This window comes from Hydrogenophaga sp. GW456-12-10-14-TSB4 (genome assembly GCF_059424305.1).
Map to the genome: position 1 here is coordinate 52897 of NZ_JBWKZH010000013.1, position 24457 is coordinate 77353.

At 67.8% G+C, this 24457-nt stretch carries 27 protein-coding genes; 9 read left to right on the forward strand and 18 right to left on the reverse strand.

Translation table 11 applies throughout. The annotated features are described in order from the left end of the window. The first annotated feature begins 63 nt into the window (after positions 1 to 63). A complete protein-coding gene (locus AC07ZS_RS09160; RefSeq protein WP_494798280.1) occupies positions 64 to 672 on the forward strand; it encodes a TetR/AcrR family transcriptional regulator in 609 nt (202 codons plus the stop codon). Positions 673 to 703: 31 nt separating this feature from the next. Here AC07ZS_RS09160 and AC07ZS_RS09165 read toward each other — a convergent pair whose 3' ends face one another. Beyond that, a complete protein-coding gene (locus AC07ZS_RS09165; RefSeq protein WP_494798281.1) occupies positions 704 to 1174 on the reverse strand; it encodes an SRPBCC family protein in 471 nt (156 codons plus the stop codon). A 135-nt stretch (positions 1175 to 1309) separates the two neighbouring features. On the opposite strand from AC07ZS_RS09165, the gene ylqF reads away from it, so the two are divergent. Continuing rightward, complete coding sequence (gene ylqF / locus AC07ZS_RS09170) at positions 1310 to 2251, forward strand: ribosome biogenesis GTPase YlqF (protein WP_494798282.1); 942 nt, start codon at positions 1310 to 1312, stop codon at positions 2249 to 2251. A 74-nt stretch (positions 2252 to 2325) separates the two neighbouring features. Further along, on the forward strand, positions 2326 to 2919 hold the full coding sequence (locus AC07ZS_RS09175; protein ID WP_494798283.1) for an NAD(P)H-dependent oxidoreductase: 594 nt from the start codon (positions 2326 to 2328) through the stop codon (positions 2917 to 2919). A gap of 3 nt (positions 2920 to 2922) precedes the next feature. Here the strand turns inward: AC07ZS_RS09175 and AC07ZS_RS09180 are convergent, their stop codons facing one another. The 8 genes from AC07ZS_RS09180 to AC07ZS_RS09215 form a co-directional block, all read right to left on the reverse strand. Next, on the reverse strand, positions 2923 to 3204 hold the full coding sequence (locus AC07ZS_RS09180; protein ID WP_494798284.1) for a DUF427 domain-containing protein: 282 nt from the start codon (positions 3202 to 3204) through the stop codon (positions 2923 to 2925). A gap of 10 nt (positions 3205 to 3214) precedes the next feature. Further along, complete coding sequence (locus AC07ZS_RS09185) at positions 3215 to 3355, reverse strand: hypothetical protein (RefSeq protein WP_494798285.1); 141 nt, start codon at positions 3353 to 3355, stop codon at positions 3215 to 3217. Positions 3356 to 3459: 104 nt separating this feature from the next. Continuing rightward, positions 3460 to 4068: a DsbC family protein gene (locus tag AC07ZS_RS09190; RefSeq protein ID WP_494798286.1), complete on the reverse strand. Its 609-nt coding sequence runs from the start codon at positions 4066 to 4068 to the stop codon at positions 3460 to 3462. 83 nt (positions 4069 to 4151) lie between these two features. Next, positions 4152 to 4622: an RcnB family protein gene (locus AC07ZS_RS09195; RefSeq protein WP_494798287.1), complete on the reverse strand. Its 471-nt coding sequence runs from the start codon at positions 4620 to 4622 to the stop codon at positions 4152 to 4154. A gap of 109 nt (positions 4623 to 4731) precedes the next feature. Then, a complete protein-coding gene (locus AC07ZS_RS09200; RefSeq protein ID WP_494798288.1) occupies positions 4732 to 5223 on the reverse strand; it encodes a tellurite resistance TerB family protein in 492 nt (163 codons plus the stop codon). A 24-nt stretch (positions 5224 to 5247) separates the two neighbouring features. Next, positions 5248 to 5862 (reverse strand): DUF938 domain-containing protein, encoded by a 615-nt coding sequence (locus AC07ZS_RS09205; RefSeq protein WP_494798289.1) that lies wholly within the window; start codon positions 5860 to 5862, stop codon positions 5248 to 5250. 43 nt (positions 5863 to 5905) lie between these two features. Further along, entirely contained in the window at positions 5906 to 7126 is a 1221-nt protein-coding gene (locus tag AC07ZS_RS09210) for a GGDEF domain-containing protein (protein WP_494798290.1), read from the reverse strand. 95 nt (positions 7127 to 7221) lie between these two features. Beyond that, positions 7222 to 7602 carry a hypothetical protein gene (locus AC07ZS_RS09215; protein ID WP_494798291.1) on the reverse strand — a complete coding sequence of 127 codons (381 nt, stop codon included), beginning with the start codon at positions 7600 to 7602 and terminating at the stop codon, positions 7222 to 7224. Positions 7603 to 7756: 154 nt separating this feature from the next. Here AC07ZS_RS09215 and AC07ZS_RS09220 point away from each other — a divergent pair, with 154 nt between their 5' ends. Further along, entirely contained in the window at positions 7757 to 8536 is a 780-nt protein-coding gene (locus AC07ZS_RS09220; protein ID WP_494798292.1) for a tRNA-uridine aminocarboxypropyltransferase, read from the forward strand. 4 nt (positions 8537 to 8540) lie between these two features. After that, the gene (gene pcp / locus AC07ZS_RS09225) at positions 8541 to 9188 is read left to right on the forward strand and encodes a pyroglutamyl-peptidase I (protein WP_494798293.1); all 648 of its coding nucleotides are present in this window, start codon (positions 8541 to 8543) and stop codon (positions 9186 to 9188) included. Positions 9189 to 9194: 6 nt separating this feature from the next. Here the strand turns inward: pcp and AC07ZS_RS09230 are convergent, their stop codons facing one another. Then, positions 9195 to 9518 (reverse strand): hypothetical protein, encoded by a 324-nt coding sequence (locus AC07ZS_RS09230; RefSeq protein ID WP_494798294.1) that lies wholly within the window; start codon positions 9516 to 9518, stop codon positions 9195 to 9197. Between the two features lie 158 nt (positions 9519 to 9676). On the opposite strand from AC07ZS_RS09230, the gene AC07ZS_RS09235 reads away from it, so the two are divergent. Beyond that, the gene (locus tag AC07ZS_RS09235; RefSeq protein ID WP_494798295.1) at positions 9677 to 11500 is read left to right on the forward strand and encodes a 3'-5' exonuclease; all 1824 of its coding nucleotides are present in this window, start codon (positions 9677 to 9679) and stop codon (positions 11498 to 11500) included. Positions 11501 to 11544: 44 nt separating this feature from the next. Here AC07ZS_RS09235 and AC07ZS_RS09240 read toward each other — a convergent pair whose 3' ends face one another. Together AC07ZS_RS09240 and AC07ZS_RS09245 are read right to left on the reverse strand one after the other, a co-directional pair. Beyond that, positions 11545 to 11952 carry a phage holin family protein gene (locus AC07ZS_RS09240; protein ID WP_494798296.1) on the reverse strand — a complete coding sequence of 136 codons (408 nt, stop codon included), beginning with the start codon at positions 11950 to 11952 and terminating at the stop codon, positions 11545 to 11547. Between the two features lie 21 nt (positions 11953 to 11973). Continuing rightward, positions 11974 to 13809 carry a glutamine--tRNA ligase/YqeY domain fusion protein gene (locus AC07ZS_RS09245; RefSeq protein WP_494798297.1) on the reverse strand — a complete coding sequence of 612 codons (1836 nt, stop codon included), beginning with the start codon at positions 13807 to 13809 and terminating at the stop codon, positions 11974 to 11976. Positions 13810 to 13926: 117 nt separating this feature from the next. Here AC07ZS_RS09245 and AC07ZS_RS09250 point away from each other — a divergent pair, with 117 nt between their 5' ends. Beyond that, the gene (locus AC07ZS_RS09250; RefSeq protein ID WP_494798298.1) at positions 13927 to 15201 is read left to right on the forward strand and encodes a DUF2157 domain-containing protein; all 1275 of its coding nucleotides are present in this window, start codon (positions 13927 to 13929) and stop codon (positions 15199 to 15201) included. Positions 15202 to 15207: 6 nt separating this feature from the next. On the opposite strand, the gene AC07ZS_RS09255 is transcribed toward AC07ZS_RS09250, so the two are convergent. Further along, positions 15208 to 16908, reverse strand: coding sequence for a choice-of-anchor I family protein (locus AC07ZS_RS09255; protein WP_494798299.1), 1701 nt, complete (start codon positions 16906 to 16908; stop codon positions 15208 to 15210). Between the two features lie 108 nt (positions 16909 to 17016). Further along, entirely contained in the window at positions 17017 to 17634 is a 618-nt protein-coding gene (locus AC07ZS_RS09260; RefSeq protein ID WP_494798300.1) for a DUF924 family protein, read from the reverse strand. Positions 17635 to 17768: 134 nt separating this feature from the next. Here AC07ZS_RS09260 and AC07ZS_RS09265 point away from each other — a divergent pair, with 134 nt between their 5' ends. Next, a complete protein-coding gene (locus AC07ZS_RS09265) occupies positions 17769 to 18176 on the forward strand; it encodes a hypothetical protein (RefSeq protein ID WP_494798301.1) in 408 nt (135 codons plus the stop codon). 9 nt (positions 18177 to 18185) lie between these two features. On the opposite strand, the gene hutG is transcribed toward AC07ZS_RS09265, so the two are convergent. Genes hutG through hutU form a run of 4 tightly spaced genes read right to left on the reverse strand, consistent with a single transcriptional unit; the run spans position 18186 to position 23607 of the window. Continuing rightward, a complete protein-coding gene (gene hutG, locus AC07ZS_RS09270) occupies positions 18186 to 19127 on the reverse strand; it encodes a formimidoylglutamase (protein WP_494798302.1) in 942 nt (313 codons plus the stop codon). Beyond that, positions 19105 to 20346: an imidazolonepropionase gene (gene hutI, locus AC07ZS_RS09275; protein ID WP_494798303.1), complete on the reverse strand. Its 1242-nt coding sequence runs from the start codon at positions 20344 to 20346 to the stop codon at positions 19105 to 19107. Before hutI ends, hutG begins: the two co-directional genes overlap by 23 nt. Further along, positions 20343 to 21884, reverse strand: a complete 1542-nt coding sequence (gene hutH / locus AC07ZS_RS09280; protein WP_494798304.1) for a histidine ammonia-lyase — start codon at positions 21882 to 21884, stop codon at positions 20343 to 20345. Before hutH ends, hutI begins: the two co-directional genes overlap by 4 nt. A gap of 25 nt (positions 21885 to 21909) precedes the next feature. Then, entirely contained in the window at positions 21910 to 23607 is a 1698-nt protein-coding gene (hutU, locus tag AC07ZS_RS09285; RefSeq protein WP_494798305.1) for a urocanate hydratase, read from the reverse strand. Between the two features lie 127 nt (positions 23608 to 23734). Between hutU and hutC the strand changes: the two genes are divergently transcribed. After that, positions 23735 to 24451 (forward strand): histidine utilization transcriptional repressor HutC, encoded by a 717-nt coding sequence (gene hutC / locus AC07ZS_RS09290; protein ID WP_494798306.1) that lies wholly within the window; start codon positions 23735 to 23737, stop codon positions 24449 to 24451. The last annotated feature ends 6 nt before the right edge of the window (positions 24452 to 24457 follow it).

Consider the following 24457-nt stretch of genomic DNA (forward strand, 5'->3'; position numbering starts at 1 on the left):
AGGTTTGGATGTAAACTACCTTTGGTAATCTACTGTTTGTAGGTTACCTTTGGTAGGTTAAAGATGTCAAGCGACCCGACGAAACCGGCTGTGCAGGCCACCCCAAAGAAGCGCCTTCCCAAGGAGGACCGCAACCGCCAGCTCATGGAGGTCGCGTGGTCCATCGTGCGCAGCGAAGGCACCGATGCACTCACACTGGGCTACCTGGCGGAGCGCGCGGGGGTGACGAAGCCCGTGGTGTACGACCACTTCGGCACGCGCACCGGCCTGCTCAGCGTCCTGTACGAGGAATACGACAACCGGCAGCACGCGCTGATGGACGAGGCCCTGCGGGCATCGGGCAAGTCGCTCCTGGCCGTGGCGAAGGTGATCGCCACCACCTATGTCAACTGCGTCATGGCGATGGGCCGCGAGATGCCCGGTGTCAGCGCGGCGCTGGCGGGCTCACCCGAGCTCGACGCCCTGAAAAAGAAGCTGGAGGCCGCCTTCGAGGCGAAGTGCCAGGCCGCGCTGCAGCCGTTTGCGAAGCAGCCCATCGGGCCGGCGGGCATGCGCGCGATGCTGGGCACGGCGCAGGCCGTGTCGTTCGCGGCGGCCGCGGGTGAACTCGATCCGGTGGATGCCGAGAACGAGATTTACGACGCCGTCGTGCGGATCGCGCGCAGGGCGTGACGCCCGCCCGCTGAGAGCGGTGCAGGCCGGATCAGGCCTCGCCGCCGAAACGCTTGATCAGGTTGGCGATGTACTTTTCGACCAGCTTCTCGAACTCGCCCTCGACCACCGGGGCCACCACCATCTTCATCAGGCCGGGCAGCGGCACCTCGATCTCGCCCTGGATGGACAGCGTGAGGCCGGTGGATTTCTTGTTGTCCACGATCTTCCAGTTGCCTCCCACCAGGGCGTTGCCCACGCCCTTAACGGGGGTCCATTTCACGGTGCCGCGCGCCTGGTCGCTCACGTATTTGCTGGCGTACACGGTCTGGATGTTCACCTGCGCCGTGCCGACCTTCTCCATTTCCCACTGGTAGACACCGCCGCCCAGGTCGGTGAGCTTTTCCACTTTCGGGAAGTGGCCGACCGACTCGGGCACATCGGAGAGCACCTCGAACACCTCGGCGGCCTTGGCCTTGACGTCGAATTCGTAGCCCAGATCGATCTTCACGGTGATGCTCATGAGGCGCCTCTGCGGGGGTTGGATTGAGGCCGATTGTAGGGACGGCCCACGCGCGCGGCCCCCGGGAGTTACACCAAGGCACAATCCCTGCAGCACCCCCGCCACACCCCCGTTTCCGCAGAGAGATTTCCCCCGATGAGCATTCAGTGGTTTCCCGGGCACATGCACCTCACGCGCAAGGCCATCACCGAGCGCGTGAAGGACATCGACGTCGTCATCGAGATGCTCGACGCGCGCCTGCCCGGCTCCAGCGCCAACCCGCTGCTGGCCGAACTTACCTCGGCCAAGCCCACGCTCAAGGTGGTCAACAAGCAGGACATGGCCGACCCCGAGCGCACCGCGCTCTGGCTGGCGCACTACAACGCCCAGCCGAACACCCGCGCGATCCCGCTGGACGCCAGCGTCACGGCGCCGGCGCGCGCCATCATCGCGTCCTGCCGCGAGCTGGCGCCCAACCGGGGCGGCATGGTCAAGCCCATGCGGGTGCTGATCTGCGGCATTCCCAACGTGGGCAAGTCCACGCTGATCAACACCTTCATGGGCAAGCGTGCTGCCAAGACCGGCGACGAAGCCGGCATCACCCGCACCGAGCAGCGCATCGCCCTGGCCGACGACTTCTACCTGTTCGACACGCCCGGCATGCTCTGGCCGCGCATCGTGGTGCCCGAAAGTGGCTTCAACCTCGCCGCCAGCGGCGCGGTGGGGCGCAATGCCTACGACGACCAGGAAGTGGCGCTGGAGCTGCTCAACAAACTCAAGCTGTCTTACGCGCCGCTGCTGGAAGCGCGCTACAAGCTGGGCCTCGCGCCCGAGGCCATCGCGGCCCTGCCGGACGAAGAGGTGCTGGAGGCCATCGGCCGCAAGCGCGGGGCTTTGGCCGGTGGCGGTGCGGTGAACTGGCAGAAGTCGGCCGAGCTCGTGATTGCCGACTTCCGCAGCGGCGTCCTGGGGCGCATCACACTGGAGACGCCCGAAGAGTTCGTGCGCTGGCTGCGGGCGGGGCAGAAGGCGGACGCCGAACGCCAGGGTCGCAAGAAGGAGCGCGCGGCCAAGCCGCGCAAGCCCGACCGCCGCTGAACGGGCCTTGACGCGGGTCAAGGCACCGGCACCCGCTCGGTGCGAGCATGGGCTCATTCCTTCAGGAGCCCGCCATGACCGACCCTCGCCGCATTCTGCTGATCGAAGGCCATCCCGATGCCACCGGCCAACACCTTAACCGCCTGCTGGTGGAGGCCTATGCCGAGGGCGCCAGCGCGGCTGGGCACGAGGTGCGCCGCGTGGCGGTGGGGGCGCTGGACTTTCCCATCCTGCGCAACGCGCACGACTGGCAGCACGGCAGCGTGCCGCCAGGGCTGCAGGCCTCGCAGGAGCACATCCTCTGGGCTCAGCACATGGTGCTGTTCTTTCCGCTCTGGCTGGGCGAGATGCCGGCGCTGCTCAAGGCCTGGCTGGAGCAGGTGGCACGGCCGGGCTTTGCGGTCGGCCCGGAAGGGCCGAAGGAGTTCGGTCGCAAGCCCCTGAGCGGCCGTTCGGCGCGGGTGGTGGTGACCATGGGCATGCCGGCATTGGCCTACCGCTGGTACTTCCGCGCGCACAGCCTGAAGGCGCTGGAGCGCAACATTCTGGGGTTCATCGGCTTCGCGCCGATTCACGAAACGCTGGTGGGCTCCGTCGAGCAGCTGGGAGAGGCCGGTGTGAGCCGCTGGCAGGCCAAGCTGCGCCGGCTGGGCCGCACAGCGGCCTGAGGCTCAGGCCTCGACCTTCACGCCTTTCCAGAACGCCACGCGGCCCTTGACCATCTCGGCCTCGGGCTTGGGGTCGGCGTAATACCAGGCGGCATCGGTGTTGAGTTCACCGTTCACCAGCAGCGAGTAGTAACTCGCCTGGCCTTTCCACGCGCAGGTGGTGCGGTGGTTGCTGAAGGTGACGTGGTCGCGGTTGAGCGCGCTCTCCGGGAAGTAGTGGTTGCCTTCCACGACCACGGTGTCGTCGCTCTCGGCGATGGTCACGCCGTTCCACGTCGCCTTCATGCGGCGGTGCTCACTTGTTCTTTTCCTTGCCACGCGGCATCACGGCCGTGACGGGGGCCACCGGCCGGTCGGAAGTCCCCGGGCCCTTGGGCGCCGAGGTGTCTTTCTTGGGCTTCTTGGCCATCTTTTCGTTGCGTTGTTCCTTGCCCATGAGGATCTCCATTGGACGCCGCACTGCGCGGCAGATTCGCCGATGGTAAGCGACAAAATGCGCGTTTCAGCTCCCGCAGGCGCCCGGAAATCGCGCCGCCGCGCTCACTGCCCCATGCCGAGGAAGTTGGCCAGGGCTTCGACGCCAAGGGCACCGCTCTGGGTGATCACGGCGCCCGTGCGCTGGTGCTTGGCCACCATGAACGGCACCGAGGTGGCGCCCAGGCGTTCCAGCAGGGCGGTGTTGGCCTTGATGGCGGCCTGCACCTCGTCCGGGATGCTGGCCGAGGCCGACATGCCACCCTGGCCGGCGAGCAGTTGCTGTTCGTGCGCGTTCATGGTTTCCACCGGGTTGGCCGCGGTCATGATGGCCGCGCCTTGCGGGGCGCTCTTGGCGTTCATGATGGCCACGGGCAGCCACACGAATTTCACTTTGCTCTGCAGCGGCACGGACGATTGCCACAGGTGGCCGCAATGGGGGCACTGCGGGTCGAACAGCACGTAGACCGTGTTGGCGCTCATCAGGGCGCCGGCGGTGAAGCCCTTGCCTTGCGCGGCGAGCACGTCGAAGGCCTGGGCCTGGGGGATGGGGCTGGTGTCGGCCGCGGAGGCGCCAGCGGCCGGCGCCGCGCCGGTGGTTTCTTCCTTGGAGCAGGCGGCCAGCGAGAGGGCCAGGGCGGCCATCAGGGGGAGGGTGAAATGACGGAGTTTCATGGCGAAGCGGTCGGTGGTTTTCCTGGACCGCATCATCGCAGAGAAGGCACGCCCCCGGGTGGGCCGGGGGCGGCTTCAGGGCCTCAGTTGTTGAGGATCAGGTTGGCGATCAAGCCGGTGGCGATGGCAACCAGCACGTAGTCGGTGCCGACCTGCACCCACTGGTGGCCGCGCGGCGGGGCGTACAGGCGGTGCTGGCTCGGGTGCACCACCACGTACTGGCGGTTGCGGTACTCGTAGGGGATGTAGCCGCCGCGGCGGAACTCGGGGCCGCGTGCGTTGTAGTAGTAGTGGTGGTAGTGCCGCTGGTTGCGGGACTCGCGGTAGTCGCGCCGATCGTCACGGCGGTCGTGGCGGAAATCGCGGCGGTCATCGCGGCGGTCATCGCGGCGGTCCTGACGGTAGTCCCGGCGGTCATCGCGCCGGTCGTCGCGGCGGTCATCCACGCGCTGCATGTGGCTGGGCTCGAATCGCGCACCTTGCGCGAAGGACAGCGAGCTCGCGCCGAGCGTGGCTGCGGCCAGGGCGTAAACAACAAGGTGTCGGGATTTCATGGAGGTTTCTCCTTGGGGTTGGTGAGGCTCCATCGTGTCCGGCGCATGTGAACGCTTGGTAAAGGCCGCGCGCCGACCGTGCAAAGTTCTGTACCGGCTTGTGCGGGCCTCACGGCCTCGCCGCTCCGCCTTTCATGGCGGCCTGGGCATGCAGTTTGGCCGCGATGTACTCACCATGGGTCACGTGCAGCAAACCTGCCACCTTGCTGATGACGTGGTGCTCGTGCGCGTCCAGGTGGTGATCCGCGAAAGCCACTTCCCACATGGCCTCCACCACGCGGATTTTCTGCTCCTGCGTGAAGCGCTCGTTCATCAGCGCGGTGAAGCGCTGGTAGTCGTAGGCCGTGCGCGCGGTTTCGTGAGCAAGCTCCAGGAGGCGCTGCAGTTCGTCGTCGCTCAGCGCGAACTTGCGCCGCAAGGCCGTCAGCACCGCGTCGCGCTCGCTGTCCTGCAAGGCTGGCTCGGCGCGCATCACCTCCACCAGCAGCACGGCGGTCGAGAGTTGAAGTGTGTGTTCCTGGTCGGCGGGTGCCTGGGCACCGGCGGGCGCCGTGAGGCTGGCGGTGAGGGAGTCGAACAGGTCTTTGAGGTTTCTGAGCATGGCGGGTGGAGTGCCGGCCGGGGCTCAGGGTTCCCGGCGCCAGACCAGCAGCAGGTTGTTGGCGGGCATGGCATGGCGTTCGTCGAGCACGAGGCCGGCGCGCCGGGCCTCCTGCTCCACGTCCTCCCGCCGGCGGATGCCCCAGGCGGCGTTCTCGCGCCGCAAGCTTTCGTCGAAGGCCAGGTTGCCGGGCGAGGTGGGCACGCCGTCTTCCAGGTACGGGCCGTAGGTGATCAGCGCGCCGTCGGCGACGAGGTGCCTGGCCGCGCCCTGCATGAGCGCTGCGCAGGTCGCCCAGGGCGCGATGTGCAGCATGTTGGCGCAATAGATCCCGTCGAAGGGCTCGGGGCCCACCGGCCAGCCGGGTTCCAGCACATCCAGCTGCAGCGGTGCGAGCACATGGGCCGTGCCCGTGTCGGCCGCCCAGGCGCGGATGGAGGGCAGGGCATCGGCCTGGAAGTCCGTGGGCTGCCAGCGCCAGCCCGGCATGGCGGCGGCGAACCAGGCGGCGTGCTGGCCCGTGCCGGAGGCGATCTCCAGCACGCGTGCCTGCACCGGGAGCACCTGGCGCAGCACGTCCAGGATGGGTCGCTTGTTGCGTTCGGCAGCGGGGCTCAGCCGCAGGATGTTGGCGCTCATGCCGCCATTGTCCGGCACGCACGGTGCCGCACAGAGAGGTCGCTCAGCGCAGGGGGGCTGGTTCGGTCACTGCCCCAGGTCCGCTGTCGCGGGGCGCCGTGCTGGCCGTGGCCAGTGCCTGGCGTTCGGCTTCGTTGAGCACGTCGGTGGGCGTGGCGCTGGCCGGGTCCACCGTGACCACGCCGAGGCCGATGCGCGGGCGAAATGGCAGGCGCTTGCGCTGCTCGTCGAACACGGTCATGGGGGTGGATGCCATCAAGGCCATGCGCGCGGCCGTGGCGCGCACCGGGGGCTGGTGCGGGTCCATCGTGAGCACCACCACGAAACACCTCGGGTGGTACAGGCCTACCACGCAGCGGAACCCCGCCGCGCGGCGGATGCGCGCCGCCACCGTGGACAGGATCTGGTGCTCCGCGCCGGGGCCCGCCGGCTCGGCGAGCTCGTAGAGGTTGCTGACATACAGGCACAGCACGGCCGTTTCGCATTCCAGGCGCGCGGCGCGCCAGAGCGCGTGTTCGACGTCGGCGATCAGCGCCGAGCCGGTGGACAGGCCGGTGGCCGGGTCCGTGCTGTTCGACAGGCGCGAGAGGCGTGCGATCTCGCGGTTGTGCCGGTTGCGCATCAGGCCCAGCACCGAAGCCATGAGGAAGAACACCAGCGTGATCACCGCGGTGAACAGCTGGGAGCCCGTGCCCAGGCCGGCTACGTTCAGGCCGTGCAGGTAGTGGCCGATCGTCGTGGCACCCAGACAGCCGAGCGCCACCGCCATCCAGCGGGCGAGCGGGTCGCCCCGCCGGGCGGCGCGCACGGCAGCCAGCAGCGCCAGCAGCACGGGCACCATGTTCACCGCCGCCGTGGCGATCAGCAATTCTCGAAAACTGTGGTGTTCGATCTGGCTGGCCAGCACCACCAGGATGACGGTGGCCGACACCAGCAGGGCACCGCCGAACGCCGTGAGGCGGTGTACCTGGCCGTCCTCGCGGGCGCCGCCCAGCCAGGTGCCCACGTAGTACAGGCCCATGGCCCCGGCCGCCGGCCCCAGGCCCGCCTTGAGCACCATCAGCAGCCGTTCGGGCAGATCGGGAAAGAACACCTCGGGCAGGCCCGTCATCACCACGCAGCTCGCGCCGGTGATCGTCACGAACAGCAGGTTGCGAAGGGCGCCGATGCTGCGGCCGCTGAACACATCGGCCAACGCCAGTGCCGCGAGGGTGCACAAGCCACCGAGCATGGCAGACCAGATCGCGATTTCGGCAATGGACATCCCAGGATTATCGGGAGTCGACCGGCCGGGCGGCGCCCCATACCGTCAAGTTTGTCACGCGCCGCCTGCTTGATTGCGCGTCAGGGGTGGCATGGCTACCGGCCTGAGGCCGATGTGCGCTGCGGCTGCCCTTGAAAGGGCTCCTTGTGCCGGGGCCTGGACTTGAGCCGGGGCATCGGTTCCAGAAAAGTCGAGTGCTGGCGCAGCAACATGTCCGCTTCGGCCTGGGCGCGGCGCCTGGACAGCACGTGCAGCACCAGCAAGCCGGCGCCCATGCCCAGCGCCATCCATGCCGGGGCGAGCAAGGCTTTGGCCGCGTACTTGAGCGATGGCTCGGTCGCCATCGCCAGGGACACCATCCACAGGGTGGCACCCGCCAGCAGCGCGCCGACGCCATTGAACAGCAGGGGCTGGGTGCGGCGCCGGTGGGCTCGGCGCCGCCCGGATTTGGTCTTGGAACTGGTGGTCTTGGTCATGAGGAATCCCTGTCATCATGTGCCAAACACCGCCCACGGGCCGCCGCAGGGCGACAAACGGGGCCATGGCCGGCTGGCCGTGACATGGCATGCCCCGGGCGGTCGCGGGAGTAAGAAAAATCCCTGCCTGCGCGCTTGCGCCTACAGTCCTCCCATGACGTTTGTGCCTCCCCTTGCCCCGCCGCCCGTCCCCGGCCATGCCGTCTCGCGCCTGCGCACCGCGCGCCTGGCCGTCAGCGCCAAGCCCTTCGTCGCCCGGGGATCGGGCTCGGGGCGTTGCGCCGGTTGCCGGCTGACCGCCAGCCATTGCCTGTGCGCATGGCGACCGCAGACGCCCACGCGCGCCGGGGTGTGCCTCGTCATGGGCGACATCGAAGCCCTCAAACCCAGCAACACCGGCTGGCTGGTGGCCGACGTGGTGGCCGATACCTGGGCCTTCGGCTGGTCCCGCACCGAGGTGGACCCGGGCCTGCTCGCGCTGCTCGCCGACCCGCAGTGGCAGCCCTACCTGGTGTTTCCGGGCGAGTTCGCACCGCCCGAGCGCGTGGTGACCGACCTGACCCCGCCCGCCGTGGGGCAAGCGCCAGTGGCCGACAGAAAGCCGTTGTTCGTGTTGCTCGACGGCACCTGGTCCGAAGCGCGCAAGATGTTCCGCAAGAGCCCCTACCTCGACCACCTGCCCGTGCTCAGCCTGGAGCCGGAACAGGTGGTGTCCAACTACCGCCTGAGGCGCTCGTCCCGCGAGAGCCATTTCTGCACCTCCGAAGTGGCCGCGCTCTGCCTGGCTCTGGCCGGAGAACGCCATGCCGCCGAAACATTGGCCGCCTGGCTCGACGTGTTCACCGCGCACTACCTCAGCATCAAGCGCGGCCTGCCGCTGGACCTCGCTTCCGAAGCGCACCTGCGGCTGCTGGCCCTGCGTGCGGTAGATTGACGCGATGCAGAAAAAGGTCTTGCTCACCGGTTTCGACGCCTTCGGTGGCGCGTCGATCAACCCCAGCTGGTTGGCCGTGCAGGCGCTGGAGGGCCGCAAGGTGCTCGGGCACACCGTGGTGGCGGCGCAATTGCCCACCGTGTTCGACGCCTCGCTGCGCGAACTGGACGCGCTGCTGCGGCAGCACCGGCCCGCCCTGGTCCTGTGCGTGGGGCAGGCGGGCGGGCGCAAGCTGATGTCGCTGGAGCGCGTGGCCATCAATGTGAACGATGCGCCCCTGGCCGACAACGCGGGCGCACAGCCGGTGGACACCCCGGTGGTGCGGGACCGCGATGCGCCGGTCGCCTATTTCACCAGCCTGCCCATCAAGGCCATGCTGTCCGCCTTGCACGAGGCAGGGGTGGGCGCCGAGGTCTCACAGACCGCTGGCACCTTTGTCTGCAACCACGTGTTCTATGGATTGATGCGCACCCTGGCCACGGTGCCCGAACTTCGGCACACACGGGGCGGCTTCGTGCATGTGCCATGGCTGCCGGAGCAGGGCACGCCGAACATGGCGCTCGACGACATCGTGCGCGGGCTGCGGGTGGCGGTGCGCAGCGCGCTGCAGGTGAGCAAGGACACCGCGGTGGGCGCCGGCACCACCCACTGAGCCGGTTCAAGCCTGCCAGACCCCGAAGCCGGCCGAGCGCAGGTCGATGCCGATCTCGATTTCCTTTTCCACCGCGGCGTCGTACCGCATGGGGTTGAAGGCTTCGTAAAGGTCGGGCAGAAGGCGCAACCCGTACTTGAAGACGTAGGCATTGGCCTGGATGCCGGCCTTGTGCTTGTCGAAGCGCACGTCCGGGTCGAGGCCGGTCATGCCGACATAGACGCAGGGTTTGCCTTCGATGTAGCCCGGGTTGTTCTTGCGGAATTTGCTTTCGTTCAGCACGTCCTTGGAGAGCTCGATCACGTAGACGTGGTGGTGGGGGCGGGCCATGGTGCGAAGGATTGTGCCTTTCAATGCATCGATTCAACCAGCTGTCGATGTCGTTGGCACGACGTCGAATTATTCCGGCAGCGGTATTTGAATTTATGCTGTATTCGGGCAAGGCGCATTGAATGCGCAATAAAAATCAAATGGAGGCTTGCGGAAAGATGGCTACCCTGATTCCTTCACTCGGCAGTTGCGTGTCGCGCATGACCGCTGGCGAACGTCGCATCGCTGAGCGTCTCGAGCAGAAACTCGATGACGACTATTTGCTCTGGTACGACGTGCCGGTGGGCCCTCGTTACTCACACCCCGATTTTGTCGTGATGCATCCACGCCGCGGCGTCTTGGTGTTGGAGGTGAAGGATTTCCGGCTCACAACCCTGATCCAGGTCAACAAGCAGTCCTGGGAAATTCATGGCGACATGGGCCCCAAGACCGTGCCCAATCCGTTGGAGCAGGCAAGGCAGTATGCGCATCAGGTGGTGAACGCGTTGGAGCGGGATGCGCAATTGGTGCAGCCCGAAGGGCCTTACCAAGGAAAACTGGCATTTCCCTGGAGTTATGGCGTGGTGTTGCCTAACATCACACGCAAACAATTTGAACAGGCCCAACTTGACCAGGCCATCGAATCGCACCGCGTGATTTGCCAGGACGAAATGGTCGAGTCCGCGTCACCCGAAGAACTGCAGAGCCGTTTGTGGGGCATGTTTCCGTTCATGATGCGTGGCGTCATGTCGCTGCCGCAACTGGATCGCGTGCGGTGGATCCTTTTTCCCGAAGTGCGAGTGCCCGATCAGGGTGGGTTGTTTGAAGCGGACGATGCGTCGGCCGAGCTGCCCAGCATCATGCGGGTGATGGACCTGCAGCAGGAACAACTGGCGCGCAGCCTGGGTGACGGGCATCGCGTGATCCATGGCGTGGCAGGCTCGGGCAAGACCATGTTGCTGGGCTACAGAGCAGAGCATCTTGCCAAAGCGCAGACCGCCCGCACCAAGCCCATTCTCGTGCTTTGCTACAACGAGCCACTCGCAAGGCAACTCGCGCGGGTCATGGATGGCAAGAACCTCTCGGCGCATGTGCATGCGGTGCACTTTCACAAATGGTGCCGCAGCCAGCTGGTGGCTTACGGGCAGCCTTTGCCTGCCGACAACCTGCCGACCGATGTGAAGATGGCCGCGATGGTTCAAGGCGTGATCGATGGCGTGGACCGAAAGCAGATTCCAAGCGGGCAGTACCAGGCTGTGCTGATCGACGAAGGTCATGACTTCGCACCCGAATGGCTCAAACTCATCACCCAGATGGTGGACCCGACGACCAACAGCCTGCTGGTGCTGTATGACGACGCGCAGAGCATCTACGAACGCAGCCGAAGCAAGCAGTTCAGCTTCAAGAGCGTGGGCATTCAGGCCCAGGGTCGCACCACAATCCTCAAGATCAATTACCGAAACACGCGGCAGATTCTGCAGACGGCCAGTCTCATCGCGGCCGATCTTCTGACCGCGGAAGACAAGGACGATGACGGCGTGCCGCTGCTCAAACCTGTGAGCTGCGGGCGCGACGGCGAAAAGCCGATCGTCATCCGGTTGCCCAATTTGCGCGCCGAAGCTTCCGAAGTGGTGGATCTGCTCAGCGCTGCCCACCGCGAAGGCCATGCTTGGGGAGACATGGCCATCCTCTGTCGCCACTACAGTGAGATGGACACTTGCGCCAGCGTGCTGCAGCAACGCCGGCTACCGCATCAGGTGCGCAAAGGCTCCGGCAGTTTCAACCCCGCCGCAGACACCATCAAGGTGATGACCCTGCATGTGAGCAAGGGGCTTGAGTTTCCTGTGGTGGCGCTGGTGGGGGTGGGCAATATGCCGGCCAGGGATCAGGATGAGCGCGATGAGGCGCGGCTGTTTTATGTGGGGGCCACGCGCGCCACGCATAGATTGATCGTGGGGGTGGGCGGGCAAGGCCAGTTTGGCCGGCGGCTGGCGGCTTATTGACTTTGCGTCGGGGGCTGGTGACGAATCTGTTGGCGCAGATTCTCTCAAAGCCACACAGACCCCGGCCCAGGGCTGGTCTCAATCATGTACTCCGGCGAGCCGCCCAACAGGAACGCGCCCAGCACGAAGCTCAGCACCGCCATGAACAGGCTGGCCCAGAACGCGGTCCAGAAGCCGCTGATCTTGAACCCTTCCACCAGCTTCGCCACCAGCAACAGCATGAGTGCATTGATCACCAGCAGGAACAGGCCGAAGGTGAGCACGGTGAGGGGCAGGGTGAGGAACACCAGCAACGGCCGCACGATCGCGTTGGCCAGGCCCAGCAGCAGGGCCGACACCACGAGTGAGGACGTGCTGCTGAACTGGATGCCCTTGAACACATGGCTCGCCACCCAGAGCGCGAACCCTGTGATGGCCCAGTGCAGCAGGAAAGGCGTGAGGTTGGTGAGCATGGTGGGAAGGTCCCTCGGTTTTTATTTGCCCCAGGAGTCTTTCAACCCCGTCACCCGGTTGAACACCGGCTTGCCCGCCACGTGGTCCTTGCGGTCCGCCACGAAGTAGCCGTGCCGCTCGAACTGGAACTTGTCGTCGGGCTTGGCCTGGGCCAGTGAAGGCTCCACGTAGGCGGTCACCACCTTCAGGCTGTTCGGGTTCAGGGCTTCGATGAAGTCCTTGCCGCCGGCGTCGGGCTGGGCGTCGAGGAACAGGCGGTCGTAGAGCCGCACTTCGGCCTGCACGCCGTCGGCCACGCTCACCCAGGTGATGGCGGCCTTGGCCTTCACGCTGTCCGCGCCCGGCGTGCCGCTCTTGGTGCCGGGGATGACCTTGGCATGCACTTCGGTCACCTTGCCGCCCGCGTCTTTTGCGCAACCGGTGCATTCGATGACGTAGCCGCCCTTGAGGCGCACCACGTTGCCGGGGAACAGGCGCTTGTAGCCCTTGGGCGGCACTTCCTCGAAGTCCTCGCGCTCGATCCACACGGCCTGGCCGATCTTGAACACGCGCGGTGCGGGCTCGGGCTGGCCTTCGGCGATGGCCGAATGGGGCAGGGCGGGCTGGGTGCAGTCTTCGGTGTAGCTGTCGCTGCCGAAAGCCTCGGCCCAGTTGGTGAGCACCAGCTTGACCGGGTCGAGCACCGCCATGCCCCGGTGGGCCTTGTTCTCCAGGTCTTCGCGCAGGCAGCCTTCGAGCGTGCTGTAGTCGATCCAGGAGTCGCTCTTGGTCACGCCGATGCGCTCGGCGAAGAGCTGAATGCTCTCGGGCGTGTAGCCGCGCCGGCGCAGGCCGACGATGGTGGGCATGCGCGGGTCGTCCCAGCCGCTCACCTTGTGGTCGTACACCAGTTGCGCGAGCTTGCGCTTGCTGGTGATCACGTAGGTGAGGTTGAGCCGCGCGAATTCGTACTGGCGCGGCGGCGGGCTCTGCAGCAGGCCGCCGTCGCACAGGCGCGCGAGCAGCCAGTCGTAGAACGGCCGCTGGTCTTCAAACTCCAGCGTGCAGAAGCTGTGGGTGATCTGCTCCAGCGCATCCTCGATGGGGTGCGCGAAGGTGTACATGGGGTAGATGCACCAGGTGTCGCCCGTGTTGTGGTGCGTGGCGCGGCGGATGCGGTAGATCGCCGGGTCGCGCAGGTTGATGTTGGGGCTGGCCATGTCGATCTTGGCGCGCAGCACCATGCTGCCGTCCTCGTGCAGGCCGTCGCGCATTTCGCGCAAGCGCTTCAGGTTCTCGGCGGGCGTGCGGCCGCGGTACGGGCTGTCCACGCCGGGCTTGCCGAAGTCACCCCGGTTCAGGCGCATCTGCTCGGTGGTCTGCTCGTCCACGTAGGCGTGGCCGGCCTCCACCAGGTACTCGGCTGCGCGGTACATGAAGTCGAAGTAGTCGCTGGCCTGGTACAGGTGCTGCTGGCCGTTGGCTTCCCAGTTGAAGCCCAGCCACTTCACGGCATCGATGATGCTGTTGACGTACTCGGTGTCTTCCTTCTCCGGGTTGGTGTCGTCAAAGCGCATGTGGCACACGCCGCCATAGTCGCGCGCCAGGCCGAAGTTCAGGCAGATGCTCTTGGCGTGGCCGACGTGCAGGTAGCCGTTGGGTTCCGGGGGGAAGCGGGTGCGGATCCTGGCCGGGTCGGGCTGGCCCTGGGCGTGGTGCGCGGCGTCGCCGGGGCTGCCGGCCCAGCGGCGGCCCTGGTAGGTGCCTTTGTCCAGATCGCTCTCGATGATCTGGCGCAGGAAGTTGCTGACCTTGTGTTCGCCGTCGGCGGCCGCGGCGGGGGTGCCGGTTTTGTTGCTGGGGTGGGTGGAGCTCATGCGCCATTCTATTGATCCGGCCCGGGACGCACCGGGCCGGGCCCAGTGCTACTTTGGTTCCATTGCAGCGGATTCCGGTATCGTGGCTGTTCCCGGACGAGGAAGAGGAAGCCCGAGATGAACAACGACAACCCCGACACCATGCCCACCGACGAGCCGACCCGGTGGGAAATCACGCAGACGGAGGACGTGTTCCTGCCGTCCGTGCGCGTGCAATTGGGCTGGCGCGACGTGGAGGCGGCGGTGGAGAGCGGCGCCATCCAGCCGACCGAGGCGCACGCGCTCTGGGCGTCGTGGGCTTCGCCGGGGAGCCCGCTGCGGGTGGTGGCAGGGGCTTCGGCGCCGGTGTCGGCGGTGCCCACGGCGGCCGAGCTCGAACAGGAAGACCTGGCCGCCGGCGCGAGCGCGGCGCCCGCTCAGGCCCCGCGGCCCGCGCTGGAGCGGGGCCCGGTGTTCAGCTTCACCAACACCCTGTATTACTTCGGCGGCATGCTGGCCATCGGCGCCATGACGCTCTTCATGACGCTGGGCTGGGAGCTGTTCGGTGCCTGGGGTGTGTTTGCGCTGGCGGTGGGCTACCTCACAGGCGCGCTGCTGGTGGCCGGCAACCTGCTGGAAAAAGGCCTGCGCACGCCAGCGGGCGTGCTGGCCACGCTGGCCGTGTGCCTGGTGCCGCTGGCGGTGTGGGCGTTCCAGTCGGGCATCGGGTTGTGGCCCGATGGCGGGCGCGACGCCTACCGCGACTACCACCGCTACATCGACTGGCGCTGGCTCACGATGGAGTTCGCCACGCTGGCCGCCGCCGTGGTGCTGCTGTACCGCTACAAGCTGCCCTTCATGGTGATGCCGGTGGCGGTGACGCTCTGGTACCTCAACATGGACGTGGCGCACATGCTGATGCAGAAGGACGGTTTCGACTGGGAATTCACGCGCGACGTGTCGCTGGTGTTCGGCCTGGCCACCTGCGCCATCGCGGTGTGGGTGGACCTGCGCACGCGCACCGCCGAGAACGCGCAAGACCGGCAGGACTTCGCCTTCTGGCTTTACCTGTTCGGCGCCATCATGTTCTGGGGCGGTCTCAGCCTGCGCGACAGCGACTCGGAACTCAGCAAGTTCCTGTACGGCTTGCTCAACGTGTTCCTGGTGTTCCTGGGCGCAGCCATCGGGCGGCGCGTGTTCACCGTGCTGGGGGCTCTCGGCGTGGCCTGCTACCTGGGTTACCTGGCCTACCGGGTGTTCGAGGACAGCCTGCTGTTCCCGTTCGCGCTCACGCTGCTGGGCCTGGGCGTGGTGGCGCTGGGCATCTGGTGGCAGCGGCACGAGGCCGCCATCCACGCCCGGCTGGCGGGCTGGTTGCCAGCGGCGCTGCGGCCGCTGGCGTCCGGTGCCTGACGGCGGTCAGTACGTCAGGTTGATCTGCATGACTGCGGTGGTGCCACTCGTTTCGTTGCCCACCACCAGCAGCGGCTTGCCGTTGGGCGAGTTCGCGGCCTTGATGATGGTGAGACCCTCTGGACCGCGGTCGCCGGTGACGCCGGTGCGGGTGTTGAGGTAGGTGGCGAACACCGGCGCGGTCGGGCTGGTGACGTCGTACACCATCACACCGCCCACGCGCTCCAGGCCGATGAAGGCATAGGTCTTCTTGCCGAAGTTGGCCACCGCCACGCCTTCGGGTTCCGGGCCCTTGCTGGCGCTTCGGCCGTCGAGATCGTTGTTGTCGTGGCTGGCGTTGAAGTTGACGTTGGGCAGGGCCTTCGTGCGCTGCTCGAAGTCGTCGCCGGAGTCGAAGACGCGGGTGATGTCGGTGCTCCAGATGGAGAAGGACCGGCCACCGAAGCTGTACAGCTCATTGCACTCGCCACCGGCGTTCTTGCCGTCCATGCCGCCGTTGGGCGTGCTCGTGATGCGCAGCCGGCCCAGGTTGCTGTCCAGGATCTGGTTGAGCGCGTCGCTGAACACCGTGGGGTCCAGGCCGAAGGCGCTGCAGTGGGCGCGCACGCGGGTTTCTTCGTTGAAGCCCGGCCAGTCGGCGCGGGCGTCGCCCTCGTTGGCGGTGATCAGCCAGGTCTGGCCGCCGGCCGTGTAGCTGGCGATGGCGTCGGGCAGGTACATGCCCTTCACCGGCACCGGGCCGATCTTGATGAGGGGGCTGCCGCTGTTGGTGTTGGTGCCCCCGTCCTCGTCGCTCACGTCCATGCCCATGCCGGCCAGGCTGTGGTCCTTGAAGCCCAGGGGCTTGATGGACGTCACCGTGCGGGTGGCGATGTCCACCGTGGCGATGGCGTTGTTTTCCTGCAGGGTCACGTAGGCGGTCTTGCTGTCGGCGGAGACCGTGATGTATTCGGGTTCCAGGTCCTGCGACACGGAGGCGCCCGGGCCGTAGATGCGCACACCCGCGGCGCGCAGGCTGGCGATCTGGGCGTCGAAGGCGTTGAAGCCGGCGGTGTGCACGGTGCGGACCAGCGTGCCGGCGGTGGCGTTGGGCGCCAGGCCGGTCACGGCGATCACGCTGACCGAGCCCTCCGGATCGATCGAGCCCGGCAGGCCGTAGCTGTCGGGCTCGCCTTCGTTGGCCACCAGCAGGTGGCTGCCGTCCGGCGTGAAGGTGAGCATGTCGGGCAAGGCCCCCACGGTGTCGGTGCCCAGCACCGCCAGGTCGCTGGCGCGCACCCAGGCGACCAGGCCGTCGGAGGTCTTGGGGTTCGCTTCAATGGCCAGCGCCACAATGCCATTGAACACCGCCACGCTGTTGATGGCGGCGAGGCCGGCGCCGATGCTGCTGGCCGCGATGGATCCGATCAAGGTCGGGGCGGCGGGGTTGCTGAGGTCGAGCACGTCGACCGAGGCCAGGGCGCCGTTGACCACGAAAAGGCGCTTGCTCAAGGGGTCGTAGGCCGTGATTTCGGCGGACGAGAGGCCACCTGCATGCGTGTAACCACCGATCTTCTCCAGGGCGAGGCCCACTGGCGTGGCTTCGACGGACGGCGTGGTCGGTGCCGGGGCGTCGCTGCCGCCGCCGCAGGCGGCGAGCACGGCGGTCATCAGCAGCGAGGCGGTGAACAGACGGGTGGTGGGGGTGCTGGGCAGCAGGGAGCGCATCGGGCGGTCTCGACGTTGTGGTTGAAACCCACGGTTGTAGAAACCGGCCGTGACCTCATCGTGACTTTGGTGTGTCCGTTTCGTGACTTGAGCGGACCCGGCGCGCGCTCACTGCCCGAAGCGCGGCCCGTCTTTCAGGAAATCTTCTTCCGCCGGCGTGCTGGTGCGCCCCAGCACCGCGTTGCGGTAGGGAAAGCGGCCGAACCGGGCCACGATGTCGCGATGCAGGCGGGCGAATTCGAGGTTGCGCTCCAGGGTCTCCCGCAATTCGGGCGCGCAGGTGTCGAGCAGGCGCTGGAAGCGCAGCACGCTTTCGGTCTGCAAGGCAGCGTCTTCCGCGTGCATCAGCGGCATGCTCAGGAACACCATGCCCACGGTGGCGAATTCGGCGTCCATGCCGCTGGCATGTGCCTCCAGAGAAAGCTGCTGGGCCCGCGCATCGCCCGCGAAGGCGCGGGCCTGGCCCCGGTACACGTTGCGCGTGAACTGGTCGAGCAGCAGCACCAGGGCCAGCCGCGTGTCGATGCGCGCCTCCCAGTCCACCAGCCCGCCATCGAGCGCCTGTTCCACCAGGGCACCGAAGCGATCCCGGATGCGCACATCGAGCTCCGAGCCGCCGCCAAACCAGAGTTCGTCGCGTTTGTCCGAACACCAGCCGCGATCCAGGCCGTCGCCGAGCCAGAAGTCGAGCACGTCCTGCGCGGTGGGGGATTTCAGGGTTTTCATGGATGCTTCAATGTAAAGATGGGGCAGGCGTTACGTCTGGCAACGACTTTGACCGAGTATGCGGAACAGGTTAGCCCGGAATTGTCTGTAATACGGCTACAGGGTGCGAAGACCACCCTGCATTGGAGCCCCACATGAACACAACGACCTTCAAAACCCCCTGGAGCCGCACGTCGGCACTGGCCCGCGGACTCACCCTCGCCACCCTGGCTGCCGGCGCCTGGGCCCTGTCGGCCGTGGGCTCTCAGGCCCATGCCCGCAGCGACGTGCATTGGTCCATTGGTGTGAACACCCCGGGCGTGGTCGTGGGCGTGTCGAACGCGCCGCCTGTCTATTACGCACCGCCGCCCGTGTACTACGGACCGCCGCCGGTGTATTACGCACCCCGTCCGATCTATTACGGACCGCCGCCGGTGTACTACGCGCCGCGCCCGGTCTACCGCTCCGGCTGGGGCCCGGCTCCGCGCTGGGACGGCCATCGCCATGGCCACCGTTGGCACGATCGCGGCGACCGGTATGACCGGGACGACCGTCGCCGCTGACCAGCAAGATCAGGCGGCAGAGCCGCGCGCGATGCGCGCGGCCAGCCGCGCCGCCAGCCGGGCGGTGAGGGAATCCCGGTCGAGCAGGGGATTGAGTTCGGCGATGTCGGCCGCGATCACGCGGCCCGATGCCATCACCTGATCGATCAGCCGCTCCACATGGGCCAGCGGCACGCCCAGTGTGGCCGGCGCTGACACCGCCGGGGCCTGCGCCCCGGGCAGCACATCCAGACAGACCGTGAGGTAGACCGAGTCGCACTGCGCCAGGTCGATGGAGAGCGCCTGTTGCGCGTCGTGCACGCCGCCGGCGTCCTGCAGGTGCTCGTCCAGCCAGTAGCGTGCGCCCACCTGCCGCGCCCGGTCGAACAAGGCCCGGGTGTTGGCGAAGCGGCTGACGCCCAGCACCCGGTAGTTGAAGGCTCTTTTGCGCTGGGTGCACCAGTCGTGCATCTGCCGGAAGGGCGTGCCCGAGTTGGCCTGGGCGGCGGTGCGCAGGTCGAAATGCGCATCGAGATTGATCACCAGCAGCCGGTTCGTGTCGGCATTGCGCTTCACGATGCCCTGGAAGGTGCCCCAGGCCATTTCATGGCCCCCGCCAAGCACCAGCGGCAGGCTGTCGCGTGCGATGGCCTGGGCCACCTTGATGCCGAGCTGCCGCTGCGCTTCCTCCAGGTCACCTTCGCGGCAGGTCACATCGCCGGCGTCCCACACGGCGGGCTCGCCGAGCACCGGCAAGTTGCACAGGGCCTGGCGCATCGAGAGCGGCCCGCCCGCCGCGCCGACACGCCCGCCATTGCGGCGCACGCCTTCGTCCACCGCAAAACCGATCAGCGTGACCCCATTCTTCGATCGGGTGGTCACAGGGCGCACGTGCTGGTGCCAGCGGGTGGTGTCGCCGGGTTCCTCGGCGTCCACCCGGCCGGTCCATTCAAAGGGGGGCGGCATGTCCATCCAGGGTCCTTTCCCGACCCGCCACCACCACGCGGTGGCAGGGGTTGCGGCCAAACCAGTAGGCCAGTTCGTTGGGGTGTTCGAGCTGCCAGGCCACGAAGTCGGCGCGCTGGTCGGCGGCGAGCCGGCCCCGGTCGGCCAGGCCCAGGGCGCGCGCGGCGTGCACCGTGATGCCCTGCACCGCTTCGAGCGGCGTGAGGCGGAACAGGGTGCAGGCCATGCTCGCCATGAGCAGCAGCGAGAGGCCCGGCGAGGTGCCGGGGTTGTGGTCGGTGGACACGGCCATGGGCACGCCGGCCGCGCGCAGGGCCTCGATGGGGGGGCGCCTCGTTTCGCGCAGAAAGTAGTAGGCACCGGGCAGCAGCACGGCCACGGTGCCGGCGGCGCGCATGGCCGCGATGCCTTCGGCGCTGAGGTGTTCGAGGTGGTCGCAAGAGAGCGCGCCGTAGGAGGCCGCGAGCGCGGCACCGTCCTGGTCGGACAGCTGCTCGGCGTGCAGCTTCACCGGCAGGCCCAGGCCGGCGGCGGTGTCGAACACCTGCCGCGTCTGCGCGGGCGAAAAGCCGATGCGCTCGCAGAACGCGTCGACCGCGTCCACGAGGCCCTGCGCATGCAACTCGGGCAGCCAGTCGCAGACGGCGTCGATGTAGCGGTTGGGCTGGCCGTCGAACTCCGGTGGCACGGCGTGGGCACCGAGGAAGGTGGTGCGCACCGTCAGCGGCAGCTCGGCGCCGAGCCGGCGTGCCACGCGCAGGCAACGCGCCTCGGCCTCGAGCGAGAGGCCGTAGCCGGACTTGATCTCCAGCGTGGTCACGCCCTCGGCCATGAGGCAGCGCGCGCGCTCCCTGGCGCTGGCCAGCAACTGCGCCTCGCTGGCGGCGCGCGTTGCGGCCACGCTGGAGCGGATGCCGCCGCCGGCTCGCGCGATGGCTTCGTAGCTCACGCCCGTCAGCCGCTGCTCGAACTCGGCCGCGCGTTGGCCGCCATAGACAAGGTGGGTGTGGCAGTCCACCAGACCGGGCGTGACGAGCGCGCCGCCCAGGTCCATCTCGCGGCCGGGCCGGGCCTGCGCCGGCAGATCGGCCAGCGCGCCCACCCAGGCGATGCGCCCGCCGTCGGTGAGCAGGGCGCCTTGCTCGATCAGGCCCCAGCCGTCGCTCCCCTGGTTCGGGTCCAGCGTGGCCAGGCGGGCGTTGCGCCAGAGGGTGGTCGCGGTCATGTCCAGATCGCGGCGCAGAGGTCTGGCTGGCCTGCGCTTGCTTCGCCCCGCAGCACCAGCTGCAGCGCGGCCTCGATGTCGGGGGCGAACAGGCGGTCCTGCGCGTAGAAGGGCACGCGCTCGCGCAGCGCGGCGTGGGTGCGTGCCAGGCGCGGGCTGGTGGCCAGCGGGCGGTGGAAGTCCACGCCCTGCGCCGCAGCCAGCCATTCGATGCCCAGGATGGTGGCGGTGTTGCGCGCCATCTCGCCGAGCCGGCGCCCGGCGTAGGTGGCCATGCTCACGTGGTCTTCCTGGTTCGCGCTGGTGGGCAGGCTGTCCACGCTGGCAGGGTGGGCGTGCGACTTGTTTTCCGAGGCCAGCGCGGCGGCGGTCACGTGCGCGATCATGAAGCCCGAATTCAGCCCCGGGTTGTCCACCAGGAAGGGCGGCAGGCCCGAGAGCGTGCTGTCGATCAGCAGCGCGATGCGCCGCTCGGAGATGGCGCCGATCTCGGCGATCGCCAGCGCCAGCGTGTCGGCCGCGAAGGCCACCGGCTCGGCGTGGAAGTTGCCGCCCGAGATGACTTCGTTGGTGTCGGTGAACACCAGCGGGTTGTCGGTCACGGCGTTGGCTTCGATCAGCAGCGTGCGCGCGGCGTTGGCGATCAGGTCGCGGCAGGCGCCCATCACCTGGGGCTGGCAGCGCAGGCTGTAGGGATCCTGCACGCGCTCGTCGTTGTCCAGGTGCGAGCGGCGGATCTGGCTGCCCGCCAGCAGCGCGCGCGTGGCCGCGGCCACGGCGATCTGACCGGGCTGTCCGCGTGCCGCGTGGATGCGCGGGTCGAAGGGCGCGTCGCTGCCCTTGGCGGCGTCCACGCACAGCGCGCCGATGACCGTGCCCGCTTCCAGCAGGCGCTCGGCCATGAAGAGGCCGTGCAGCGCCAGCGCAGTGGACACCTGGGTGCCGTTGATCAGGGCCAGGCCTTCCTTGGCGGCGAGCACCAGCGGCGCAATGCCGGCGTTCTTCAGGGCGGTGGCGGCGGGCACGCGCTGGCCTTGCACGAACACGTCGCCTTCGCCCATCAGCGCCAGCGTCATGTGCGAGAGCGGCGCGAGGTCGCCCGAGGCGCCCACCGAGCCTTTGACCGGGATCAGCGGCGAGATGCCCGCGTTGAGCAGGGCCAGCAGGGTGTCGATCACCACCGGCCGCACGCCCGAGTGGCCGCGCGCCAGGCTGGCGGCTTTCATCAGCATCACCAGCCGCACCGTGGCGTCGCTCATGGGCTCGCCGGTGCCCACCGAGTGGGACAGGATCAGGTTGCGCTGCAGGGTTTCGAGTTGCTCGTCCGGGATGCGCGTGCGGGCGAGCTTGCCGAAACCGGTGTTGATGCCGTAGGCCGCGTCGCCTTTGTGCACGATGGCGTGGATCGCCGCCGCCGAGGCCGCGATACCGGCCTGCGCTTCGGGCGCGAGTTGAACTTGCATGGCCTGCTGCCAGACGGCGCGCAGGGTGCCCAGCGCCATCTGGCCGGGCTCGAGGGTGAGGGTCGGAAGGGTCATGTCGGGGAGTGTCTCGCGCCTGTGTTCAGGCCACCATAGGGAGTTTCAGACCGTGCTTCTTCGCGGTGGCGATCGCGAGCTCGTAGCCCGCGTCGGCGTGGCGCATCACGCCCGAGCCGCAGTCGTTCACCAGCACGCGCGCCAGCCGCTCGGCCGCTTCGTCGCTGCCGTCGGCCACGATCACCATGCCCGCGTGCTGCGAGTAGCCCATGCCCACACCACCGCCATGGTGCAGGCTGACCCAGCTCGCGCCGCCGGCGGTGTTGAGCAGGGCGTTGAGCAGCGGCCAGTCGCTCACCGCGTCCGTGCCGTCGCGCATGCCCTCGGTCTCGCGGTTGGGGCTGGCCACCGAGCCGGTGTCCAGGTGGTCGCGGCCGATCACGATCGGGGCCTTGAGTTCGCCCGTGCGCACCATCTCGTTGAACGCCAGGCCTGCCAGGTGGCGCTCGCCCAGGCCCAGCCAGCAGATGCGCGCCGGCAGGCCCTGGAAGGCGATGCGCTCGCGCGCCATGTCCAGCCAGCGGTGCGTGTGGTGGTTGTGGGGAAACAGCTCCTTGATCTTGGCGTCGGTCGTGTGGATGTCTTGCGGGTCGCCCGAGAGCGCCACCCAGCGGAACGGGCCCTTGCCCTCGCAGAACAGCGGGCGAATGTAGGCCGGCACGAAACCGGGGAAGTCGAAGGCGTTGCCCACGCCCTGGTCGAACGCGACCTGGCGGATGTTGTTGCCGTAGTCCACGGTGGGGATGCCCATGGCGTGGAAGTCGAGCATGGCCTGCACGTGCACGGCGCAGCTTTTCGCGGCGGCATCCACCAGGCGTGCGTGCTGCGTCGAATCGTGTTGCGCGGCCTTCCACTGCGCCACGCTCCAGCCCGCGGGCAGGTAGCCATTGATCAGGTCGTGGGCCGAAGTCTGGTCGGTCACCAGGTCGGGCCGCAGGCCACCGGCCTTCGCGCGCTTCACCAGCTCGGGCAGCACCTCGGCCGCGTTGCCCAGCAGCGCGATGGAGACGGCTTCCTTGCGCGCCGTGTGGTGCCGGATCAGCGCGAGCGCGTCGTCGATGTCGGCGGCCTGCTTGTCCACGTAGCGCGTGCGCAGGCGGAAGTCGATGCTGCTCTGCTGGCACTCGATGTTGAGCGAGCAGGCGCCGGCCAGCGTGGCGGCCAGCGGCTGCGCGCCGCCCATGCCGCCCAGGCCGGCGGTGAGGAACCAGCGGCCTGCCAGGTCGTTGCCGTAGTGCTGGCGGCCGGCCTCGACGAAGGTCTCGAAGGTGCCCTGCACGATGCCCTGGCTGCCGATGTAGATCCACGAGCCCGCCGTCATCTGGCCGTACATGAACAGGCCCTGGCGGTCCAGCTCGTTGAAGTGTTCCCAGTTGGCCCACTTGGGCACCAGGTTGCTGTTGGCCAGCAGCACGCGGGGCACGTTCACATGGGTCTTGAACACGCCCACCGGCTTGCCCGACTGCACCAGCAGGGTCTCGTCCTCGTCCAGGTTCTTGAGCGAGGCCAGGATCTGGTCGAAGCAGGCCCAGTCGCGCGCGGCGCGGCCGATCCCGCCGTAGACCACCAGGTGCTGCGGGTTCTCGGCCACCTCCGGGTCCAGGTTGTTCTGGATCATGCGGTAGGCCGCTTCGATGATCCAGTTCTTGCAGTTCAGGGTGCTGCCGCGCGGCGCGCGGATCGAGCGGGTGGGGTCCAGGCGGGGGTCGATGGCGGTGGTCACGGGCAATTTCCTTCAGAGGGTCCAGCAGTCTGTGTACATATTTTCTGAATATGTATATACAACTTTATCTGTCCATAATCCATGCTGTCAAGACCACTTCAGGATTTCGCGCCCTGGTAGAAACCCTATGACCTCAGCCGTCCCCTCCGAACGAACGCCTGCCTACCAGCAGGTGAAGCAGCACGTGCTGTCGCAGATTCAGGCCGGTGTCTGGCGCGAAGGCGATGCCATCCCGGCGGAGGAAGCGCTGGCGCGCGAGTTCGGCGTTTCGCGCATGACGGTGAACCGCGCCATCCGCGAACTGAGCGACGAGCAGATCGTCGAGCGGGTGCAAGGCTCGGGCACCTATGTGGCGCAGCAGAAGTACCAGGCCACGCTGGTGGCGATCCGCAACATCGCCGACGAGATCACCGCGCGCGGCCACGCCCACCGCAGCGAGTTGCACAGGCTCGAACGCGCCAAGGCCGGCGAAGCGCTGGCGCGGCGTTTCGGGCTGAAGGCCGATCAGCCGCTGTTCCATTCGGTGGTGGTGCACTTCGAGAACGGCGAGCCGATCCAGGTCGAGGACCGCTGGGTCAACCCCGCCGTGGCGCCGGACTACATGGCCCAGGACTTCAACAGCCAGACGCCCAACGCCTACCTGATGCGCGTGGCGCCTTTGCAGGGCGTGCATTTCGTGATCGAAGCCAGCGCGCCGCCACCCGAGGTGGCCGAGATGCTGCACATGGCGCCGGGCGACCCCTGCCTGGTGCTGTGCCGGCAGACGCAGTCGCAGGGGCAGGTGGCCTCGGTGGCCGCGATGTGGCACCCCGCGTCGCGCTACCAGTTCACCGGCAGCTTCTGACCGCCA

Excerpts from the sequence above, each read along its gene's own strand:
- AC07ZS_RS09160 (WP_494798280.1), top strand. The coding sequence starts at position 64 with ATGTCAAGCGACCCGACGAAACCGGCTGTGCAGGCCACCCCAAAGAAG.
- AC07ZS_RS09165 (WP_494798281.1), bottom strand. The coding sequence starts at position 1,174 with ATGAGCATCACCGTGAAGATCGATCTGGGCTACGAATTCGACGTCAAG.
- ylqF (WP_494798282.1), top strand. The coding sequence starts at position 1,310 with ATGAGCATTCAGTGGTTTCCCGGGCACATGCACCTCACGCGCAAGGCC.
- AC07ZS_RS09175 (WP_494798283.1), top strand. The coding sequence starts at position 2,326 with ATGACCGACCCTCGCCGCATTCTGCTGATCGAAGGCCATCCCGATGCC.
- AC07ZS_RS09180 (WP_494798284.1), bottom strand. The coding sequence starts at position 3,204 with ATGAAGGCGACGTGGAACGGCGTGACCATCGCCGAGAGCGACGACACC.
- AC07ZS_RS09185 (WP_494798285.1), bottom strand. The coding sequence starts at position 3,355 with ATGGGCAAGGAACAACGCAACGAAAAGATGGCCAAGAAGCCCAAGAAA.
- AC07ZS_RS09190 (WP_494798286.1), bottom strand. The coding sequence starts at position 4,068 with ATGAAACTCCGTCATTTCACCCTCCCCCTGATGGCCGCCCTGGCCCTC.
- AC07ZS_RS09195 (WP_494798287.1), bottom strand. The coding sequence starts at position 4,622 with ATGAAATCCCGACACCTTGTTGTTTACGCCCTGGCCGCAGCCACGCTC.
- AC07ZS_RS09200 (WP_494798288.1), bottom strand. The coding sequence starts at position 5,223 with ATGCTCAGAAACCTCAAAGACCTGTTCGACTCCCTCACCGCCAGCCTC.
- AC07ZS_RS09205 (WP_494798289.1), bottom strand. The coding sequence starts at position 5,862 with ATGAGCGCCAACATCCTGCGGCTGAGCCCCGCTGCCGAACGCAACAAG.
- AC07ZS_RS09210 (WP_494798290.1), bottom strand. The coding sequence starts at position 7,126 with ATGTCCATTGCCGAAATCGCGATCTGGTCTGCCATGCTCGGTGGCTTG.
- AC07ZS_RS09215 (WP_494798291.1), bottom strand. The coding sequence starts at position 7,602 with ATGACCAAGACCACCAGTTCCAAGACCAAATCCGGGCGGCGCCGAGCC.
- AC07ZS_RS09220 (WP_494798292.1), top strand. The coding sequence starts at position 7,757 with ATGACGTTTGTGCCTCCCCTTGCCCCGCCGCCCGTCCCCGGCCATGCC.
- pcp (WP_494798293.1), top strand. The coding sequence starts at position 8,541 with ATGCAGAAAAAGGTCTTGCTCACCGGTTTCGACGCCTTCGGTGGCGCG.
- AC07ZS_RS09230 (WP_494798294.1), bottom strand. The coding sequence starts at position 9,518 with ATGGCCCGCCCCCACCACCACGTCTACGTGATCGAGCTCTCCAAGGAC.
- AC07ZS_RS09235 (WP_494798295.1), top strand. The coding sequence starts at position 9,677 with ATGGCTACCCTGATTCCTTCACTCGGCAGTTGCGTGTCGCGCATGACC.
- AC07ZS_RS09240 (WP_494798296.1), bottom strand. The coding sequence starts at position 11,952 with ATGCTCACCAACCTCACGCCTTTCCTGCTGCACTGGGCCATCACAGGG.
- AC07ZS_RS09245 (WP_494798297.1), bottom strand. The coding sequence starts at position 13,809 with ATGAGCTCCACCCACCCCAGCAACAAAACCGGCACCCCCGCCGCGGCC.
- AC07ZS_RS09250 (WP_494798298.1), top strand. The coding sequence starts at position 13,927 with ATGAACAACGACAACCCCGACACCATGCCCACCGACGAGCCGACCCGG.
- AC07ZS_RS09255 (WP_494798299.1), bottom strand. The coding sequence starts at position 16,908 with ATGCGCTCCCTGCTGCCCAGCACCCCCACCACCCGTCTGTTCACCGCC.
- AC07ZS_RS09260 (WP_494798300.1), bottom strand. The coding sequence starts at position 17,634 with ATGAAAACCCTGAAATCCCCCACCGCGCAGGACGTGCTCGACTTCTGG.
- AC07ZS_RS09265 (WP_494798301.1), top strand. The coding sequence starts at position 17,769 with ATGAACACAACGACCTTCAAAACCCCCTGGAGCCGCACGTCGGCACTG.
- hutG (WP_494798302.1), bottom strand. The coding sequence starts at position 19,127 with ATGGACATGCCGCCCCCCTTTGAATGGACCGGCCGGGTGGACGCCGAG.
- hutI (WP_494798303.1), bottom strand. The coding sequence starts at position 20,346 with ATGACCGCGACCACCCTCTGGCGCAACGCCCGCCTGGCCACGCTGGAC.
- hutH (WP_494798304.1), bottom strand. The coding sequence starts at position 21,884 with ATGACCCTTCCGACCCTCACCCTCGAGCCCGGCCAGATGGCGCTGGGC.
- hutC (WP_494798306.1), top strand. The coding sequence starts at position 23,735 with ATGACCTCAGCCGTCCCCTCCGAACGAACGCCTGCCTACCAGCAGGTG.